Annotated in this window: 6 protein-coding genes; 5 read left to right on the forward strand and 1 reads right to left on the reverse strand. The window is 72.9% G+C overall.

Annotation, left to right across the window (positions count from 1 at the left end):
• The 5 genes from ACOV8S_RS06640 to ACOV8S_RS06660 form a co-directional block, all read left to right on the forward strand.
• The coding region (locus tag ACOV8S_RS06640) for a DUF7737 domain-containing protein (protein ID WP_448316650.1) at positions 1 to 840 on the forward strand (840 nt) is incomplete at its 5' end.
• A complete protein-coding gene (locus tag ACOV8S_RS06645; RefSeq protein WP_448316651.1) occupies positions 840 to 1,232 on the forward strand; it encodes a hypothetical protein in 393 nt (130 codons plus the stop codon). The genes ACOV8S_RS06640 and ACOV8S_RS06645, both read left to right, overlap by 1 nt.
• A 166-nt stretch (positions 1,233 to 1,398) precedes the next feature.
• On the forward strand, positions 1,399 to 2,601 hold the full coding sequence (locus tag ACOV8S_RS06650; RefSeq protein WP_448316652.1) for an MFS transporter: 1,203 nt from the start codon (positions 1,399 to 1,401) through the stop codon (positions 2,599 to 2,601).
• 119 nt (positions 2,602 to 2,720) lie between these two features.
• Complete coding sequence (locus tag ACOV8S_RS06655; protein WP_448316653.1) at positions 2,721 to 3,644, forward strand: phosphotransferase; 924 nt, start codon at positions 2,721 to 2,723, stop codon at positions 3,642 to 3,644.
• Positions 3,645 to 3,916: 272 nt separating this feature from the next.
• Positions 3,917 to 4,276 carry a hypothetical protein gene (locus ACOV8S_RS06660; RefSeq protein ID WP_448316654.1) on the forward strand — a complete coding sequence of 120 codons (360 nt, stop codon included), beginning with the start codon at positions 3,917 to 3,919 and terminating at the stop codon, positions 4,274 to 4,276.
• A 236-nt stretch (positions 4,277 to 4,512) separates the two neighbouring features.
• Here ACOV8S_RS06660 and ACOV8S_RS06665 read toward each other — a convergent pair whose 3' ends face one another.
• On the reverse strand, positions 4,513 to 5,883 hold the full coding sequence (locus ACOV8S_RS06665; RefSeq protein ID WP_448316655.1) for an SMI1/KNR4 family protein: 1,371 nt from the start codon (positions 5,881 to 5,883) through the stop codon (positions 4,513 to 4,515).
• Positions 5,884 to 5,995: the final 112 nt, after the last annotated feature.

A 5,995-nucleotide genomic window follows, 5' to 3' on the forward strand; every position in this document is an offset into this window, starting at 1 on the left:
GAACTGCTCGTCGCCGAACAGGTGCGGCAGCCGTTCAAGCAGGCGTTCCGGGAGATCTACCTGCTCACCCCGGCGGAGGAGGAGACCCGCCTCTACTCCAACCGGTTCGCCGCCCACATCGTCCACTATCCCCAGCTGTACGCGCTGTTCAAGGAGCGCGGCTGGCAGGCCAACTTCCTCGGCCCCTACGACGGCGGTTACGACGGGGAGGCGTGGGGCGAGTTCGGGGACGGCGAGTGGCGGGCCTGCTTCCACCACGAGCCCGCCGGCGACGGCGGCGACCACACGACCGACTACGCCGCGACGGACCAGGTGCGGTTCGAGCGGCGCGAGGGGCGGCGTTGGCGCGAGGTGCCGCCGGCGGAGGTGCCGCCGCTGGTGTTCAGCGAGGCGATGCGGGACGTCGACCTGTTCGTGGGCGTCACCTCGATCGCCGCCGACCCCGACTGGAGCGACCGGGGCGAGGACCGCTGGACCGGCTACTGGCGGACGGCCACCTTCGGCGCCCTGACGGCGAGCGCCGAGGTCCGCCGCGAGACGCTGGAACGCCTCCTGCCGCGCCTGCGGATCGCCGGCCGGTGCTCGATCGACGGGCGCTTCCTGGTGGTCCGGGGAGACCTGCGGACGTACCGGATCCATCTCGGCTCGGCCAACATCCTGATGGAGCCGAACGACGCGTACCTGTGCGTCGTCCCCTCACGCGGCACGGGCGCCGGCAAGGTGTTCCTGCCCTTCGAGGACGAACGGCTCTCCCTGATCCTCAGCAAGGCGTTCCTGCTGGCCGCCGACACGAAGATCACCGACAAGTCCATCCTCACGCAGATCGAGCGAGGCGCCTGATGGCCACCGTGACGTTCCGGGACGAGACCGCGGCGGGCAGGCCGCTCACCGAGTGGGAGGTCACCGGGCTTCCGGGGACGATGACCGTACGGCAGTTGATCAGACTGCGGGTCCGCGAGGAGGTCGCCCGGCACAACGCGCGCCCGACCCACCGCTTCAACGGTCTCGTCCGTCCCCACGACGCGGAGACGGAACTGAACGGCTACCTCCTCCGGGAGCCTCGCCGTATCGACTGGGAGCGCCAGGCCGAGACCGCCGAGCGCGCCTTCCTCGCCAACGGCTTCTTCGTGCTGGCAGGCGACCGCCAGGTCGAGGATCTCGACGAGGTCGTGGACCTCACCACCGACCCCGACCTGGTCTTCATCAAGCTCGTCGCCCTGGTCGGGGGCTGAGTGACGGGCTGCGGGTGCACTCGTTCGCGCTCCGGGGTAGGGACCCGGCTGACGGGGGCGCGGTCATCGACGTCCCGCAGGACGGGAGTTGTGCCCGCCCGGCCGATCGCCACGGTCGCGGTCGGCGGTCCGGTGGCGACGACGCGGTCGAGTGGAGGACGCAGGCATGAGCCGTGACGACATACGAAGAGGCGCACTCCTCCGCGGACGGGTGGCCACGGCGCTCTACTTCCTGCTCTTCGGCGCCACCCTGGGCTGCTGGACGAGCCGCATCCCCGCGATCAAGGCCGAACTCGGCCTGAGCGACGGGGCGCTCAGCCTCGCCCTGCTGGCGTTCGCCGTGGGCGCCATCGCGGGCATGCTGGGTCTGGGACGGCTCGTGGACCGCTGGGGCAGCTTCCGGGTGCTGGTGCCGACGGCATTGCTGGAGGGCGTCCTGCTCGGCCCGACCGCGTTCGTTCCGTCGTTGGCCTCGCTCATGGCGGCACTGTTCGTCTTCGGCCTGGTGCACGGCACGTTGAACATCGCGATGAACGCGAACGCGATGGAGGTCCAGCGCGCCTGGGGCCGTCCCGTCGTGACGTCGTTCCACGCCGTGTACAGCATCGGCGGCTTCCTCGGCGCCGCGGTCGGCGGCGTCTTCGCGCACCAGGACGTGAGCCCCGAAGCGACGTTCGTCGCGGTCGGCGCCGGGGTCCTGGCGCTGGCCCTGTGGGCGATCGCCTGGACCCTGCGAGGAGAAGCCGCCCCGCCGGCCGTCGCGGATCTCACGCCCTCGGCCGAGGGCAGGCGTGGCGGTCCGCAGTTGCCCGGCCTCCTCCTGCTCGGCGGGCTGGCCATGTGCACGCTGGTCGGGGAGGGCACGGCCGCGGACTGGAGCGCCGTCTACCTGCACGAGAGCCTCGGCAGTACGCCGGCCTTCGCCGCCGCGGCCTTCGCGGCGTTCTCGGTCGCGATGACGGTCGGACGGCTGCTCGGCGACGGCCTGGCCGCGCGCTTCGGGCCCATGCGACTCGTCCGCGGGTGCGGGGTGCTGGCCTCGGCCGGCATGATCGCCGCCCTCCTGATCGGGCATCCCGTCGCCGCGGTCGCCGGCTTCGCCTGCCTGGGGGCCGGCATGTCCTGCATAGCCCCGCAGGTCTACATGGCGGCGGCGCAACGCGACCCGGCCCGCACCGGAGCGGCGCTGTCCCTCGTGGTCAGCCTCGGCTACGTGGGGTTCCTCGTCGGACCCCTGGTGATCGGCGCGGTCAGCACCGTCACCGGACTGCCGACCGCCCTCGGCATCCCCGCGGTGCTGATCCTCCTGGTCGTCGTCGGCGCCTCGTCGTTGCGTCCGACGCCCCGGGGGGCCGAAGCCACCGCGTGACGCCACGGCTCCCCCCGGACAGCTCGCAGTTGGCCCGCCCCCGTGCGGTGCCGGCACGCCGCTTCGGCGCCGGCGAAACTCCGTTGCCGCGTGATCGTCCGTGGCCTACGGTCCTGGGCATGCTGCCTGTGGTGGAGACGGACGACGCGTGGGACTCCGTCGTCCGCGACGAGAGTGTCCTGCGCCCCGCGGCGGAAGACCTCTGCGCACGCCTCGGGCTTCCCGGTGCCGCGCTGGTCCGTTTCCCCGAGGGATCGCAGCCGGTGTACGCGGTGGGCGACGACCACGTGCTCAAGCTCTTCCCCACGGCCGCCGCCCGCGATGGCATCGCCGAAGGCCGCGTCCTCACCCACGTCCAGGGACGACTGCCCGTGCCGACGCCCACGGTGCGGGACTTCGGCCCGTACGAGAACGGCTGGCAGTACGTCCTGATGTCCCGGCTCCGCGGCGAGAGCCTCGCCCACTGCTGGGGCGACGTGCCCCGGCAGGACCGTGAACGGCTCGTCGCCGAGATCGGTGAGATGCTCGCGGTGCTGCACTCCCTCGGCACCGATCAGCTGGGGGAAGTCCTCGGCCCGGGGGACTGGGGCGCCTTCCTGGACCGCCAGAGGGCCGGCGCGGTGCGGCGGCAGTTCGCCCGCGGACTGTCCGCGCCCTGGCTCGACCAGATACCGGACTTCCTCGCGTCGGTTCCGCTGCCGCGAGCCCCGCGGCCCTCCCTGCTGCACACCGAGGTCATGCGGCAGCACCTCCTGGTCGACCCCGACGGATGGCGTCTGACCGGACTGTTCGACTTCGAGCCCGCGATGATCGGCGACCGCGCCTATGACTTCGTCGGTGTCGGCCTGTTCGTCACCGGCGGCGACCCCGGCCTGCTGACCCGGCTCACCGGCGCCTACGGCCACGGCTTCGCGCCGCACGCGCTCATGGCCTACACACTGCTGCACGTGTACAGCAACCTGCCCTGGTACCTGCGGGAACTCCCCGCGCCCGCGGAGGAAACCCTGCCCTCGCTCGCGGAGTCCTGGTTCGGCACGGCGTGACCTCGGGTCTGCTCGGCCACCAGGGGGCGACCGGATCCGGGAGGAACCAACGGATCCTGGGGCGGAGTGCCGTGGGGAGAACCAAGCACCGGACGGGGAACGGAACTTCGTCGTCGGTGGCAACGGCAACCGCGACAGACCGCAACAACTGCTGCAGGACCATGGCATCGACGTCGGGTAGCCGCGCCCGGGGACTCCCTGCCGTCCTGCCGACCACCGCGCACCCCCCGTAGGTACCTCCGGAGAGTCCGGAGGGCCTACGGAGGCTCTCGATGTCCAGAACCGTTCGCACACTTCCCGGGCGACTGCGCGTCCCGGACGGCGCCGGGGAGTCGGTGTTCCTCCACGACCTGCGCCACACCCACGCCGCGACGGCCCGGGCCGCGCGCGAAGGCCGTCGCCCCGTCCCCGACAGGATCCTGCGCAAGGTCACCTCCTGGCAGTGGATGGAGCCCGATTCCAGGGACCGCTGCTTCGCGGCCTGGGTGGCCACGGCCGAGGGCCGGGCCCGGCTCCGCTGCCGGCTCGAGGCGCAGCGGATCCGCGGGCTGCACCGTGCCGGCCACGACGTCGACGGGGCGGACATCGTGCCGGTCCGCCACCGTCACGAAGGGCTCTGGCACGCCTGGTAGAAGGGCGGGCCGGCCCCGCGCCTGCCGGGACCCCGGGTTCGCCGGGCCCTCGGGCCTGCCGGGGCCCGGGGCTCACGGGCCAGGGGTCTGCCCAAGTCCGCCGTGTCTGCCAGGCCCCCGGGTCTTGCCGGGCCCTCGGGCCAGGCGGGCCCGGGCAGGCCAGAGATCCGCCGGGCCCGGTGCCACGCCCGGCTCCCGTCGTGCCGGGCAGGGGCCGGCAGCTCCCGGGGTCGTCCCTAGGGGACCGCTCCCTCCAGCACCGTGACGCCGGCGATCGGGGGCCGGTCGAACAGGGCGAGGATCTCGTTGGCCAGTGCGACGGAGTGCAGGGGATTGTCCTGCGGCCGGTGGCCCTGGATGTCCGCGGCGAGGAGCCCGGTGGGCACGGCGCCCGCGTCGAGGAGGACGCGCCAGTCCGCGTGGGGGAGAGCCAGGTATTCCAGACCGGTGAGCGCGGATATCTCCCGGGGATCGGCGAGGGTGCCGGGATACGCGGCGAGGGTCCGCAGGCGCGGGAGACCGAGGACCGGCGCGAGGCTGACGGGCTTCTGCCGCAGGACCCCGATGCTGAGGACCTCCAGGCCGGGATGGGCGGCGGCCTCGACGCTCGGGACGGAGGCGTGGTTGACGTGGGCGACGAGCGGCGGCCGGTCGGCCCTGCGGATCTCCCGGCCGTCGTACCGGCGGTGAACGACCATGTCCGTGAGGGAGTCGGCGACCAGCCCGGCTCCGACGTTCTCCTCGTGGCTGATGATGATCACCTGCCCGACGTGCCCGGCCGGACCCGGCGTCAGGTCGACGGCGATGCGGTCGCCGCCGCCGTTGTCGCCGAAGACGATCCAGCCCGGTGAGCCGACGAGCCCCTGCACGGCGTCCTCGGGCCACGTCTCGACCGCGTCCATGGCGCCGAACCGCCACAGGACGTGCCGGGAGGCCGCGTCGGCGACGTACACCTGGTCGAGGGGCAGGAGTTCGCAGCCGACGACGTCGTACGGATCCCGGTCGTCGTCCCAGTCCTCGTAGCGGCCCCGGAAGGTCCGGTACAGGGTCGCCAACTCGGGGGGCAGCGTAATGCCCAGGCGCGCCTCCGCCGCTGCCACCTCCTGGTCGGTGGCGCCCACCGCGTCCGGGAGCCGTTCGAGAAGGGTGCGCCGCAGCAGTTCCGGATCCGCGGACGGTGCGGGCGCCCTGTCCGGCACCGCCTCGGGCAGGCGGCGCACCGGCTCGGGCAGGGCGCCGTCCGCGAGCAGGAGCGTGCCCGGGTGCGCGGACGCGATCCCCGGCTCGGCCGAGGGGCCCAGATCGATCAGGTGAAGCCGGACACCACCGGGAGCGGAGGAGCCCTCCACGACGAAGGAGACCTCGTCGATCCCGCTCTCCTCGAGCGCTTCGATGACGGTGCCCACGGCGTCGAACTCCTCCTGGTCGTCGGAGACCAGTGCGGCCTGCCCCGGTTCCGGTTCCCGGTACGGCAGCGGCACGCTCCACGCCTCGGGGCTGATCTGCCCCGACACGTGCCCGCCGGGCGTACCCAGCGTTTCCGCGTGGGCGGCGCACATCAGGCGCAGCAAGGGCCGCCAGGTGGCGAAGTCGTGAAGCGCGGGCATGAAGGGTTCTCCTGAACTCGTGGATGCCGACTCCGCATTATGGGTGGGAGCGCCGACATCACGGAGAGGGGCATCGGATGACCGGCCTCGCCACGCTCACACGGCTGTGTCC

Source organism: Streptomyces sp. CO7, assembly GCF_053474865.1.

What these genes read in the sequence shown, in the direction of transcription:
- ACOV8S_RS06655 (WP_448316653.1), top strand. Translation starts at nt 2,721, where the DNA reads ATGCTGCCTGTGGTGGAGACGGACGACGCGTGGGACTCCGTCGTCCGC.
- ACOV8S_RS06650 (WP_448316652.1), top strand. Translation starts at nt 1,399, where the DNA reads ATGAGCCGTGACGACATACGAAGAGGCGCACTCCTCCGCGGACGGGTG.
- ACOV8S_RS06645 (WP_448316651.1), top strand. Translation starts at nt 840, where the DNA reads ATGGCCACCGTGACGTTCCGGGACGAGACCGCGGCGGGCAGGCCGCTC.
- ACOV8S_RS06660 (WP_448316654.1), top strand. Translation starts at nt 3,917, where the DNA reads ATGTCCAGAACCGTTCGCACACTTCCCGGGCGACTGCGCGTCCCGGAC.
- ACOV8S_RS06665 (WP_448316655.1), bottom strand. Translation starts at nt 5,883, where the DNA reads ATGCCCGCGCTTCACGACTTCGCCACCTGGCGGCCCTTGCTGCGCCTG.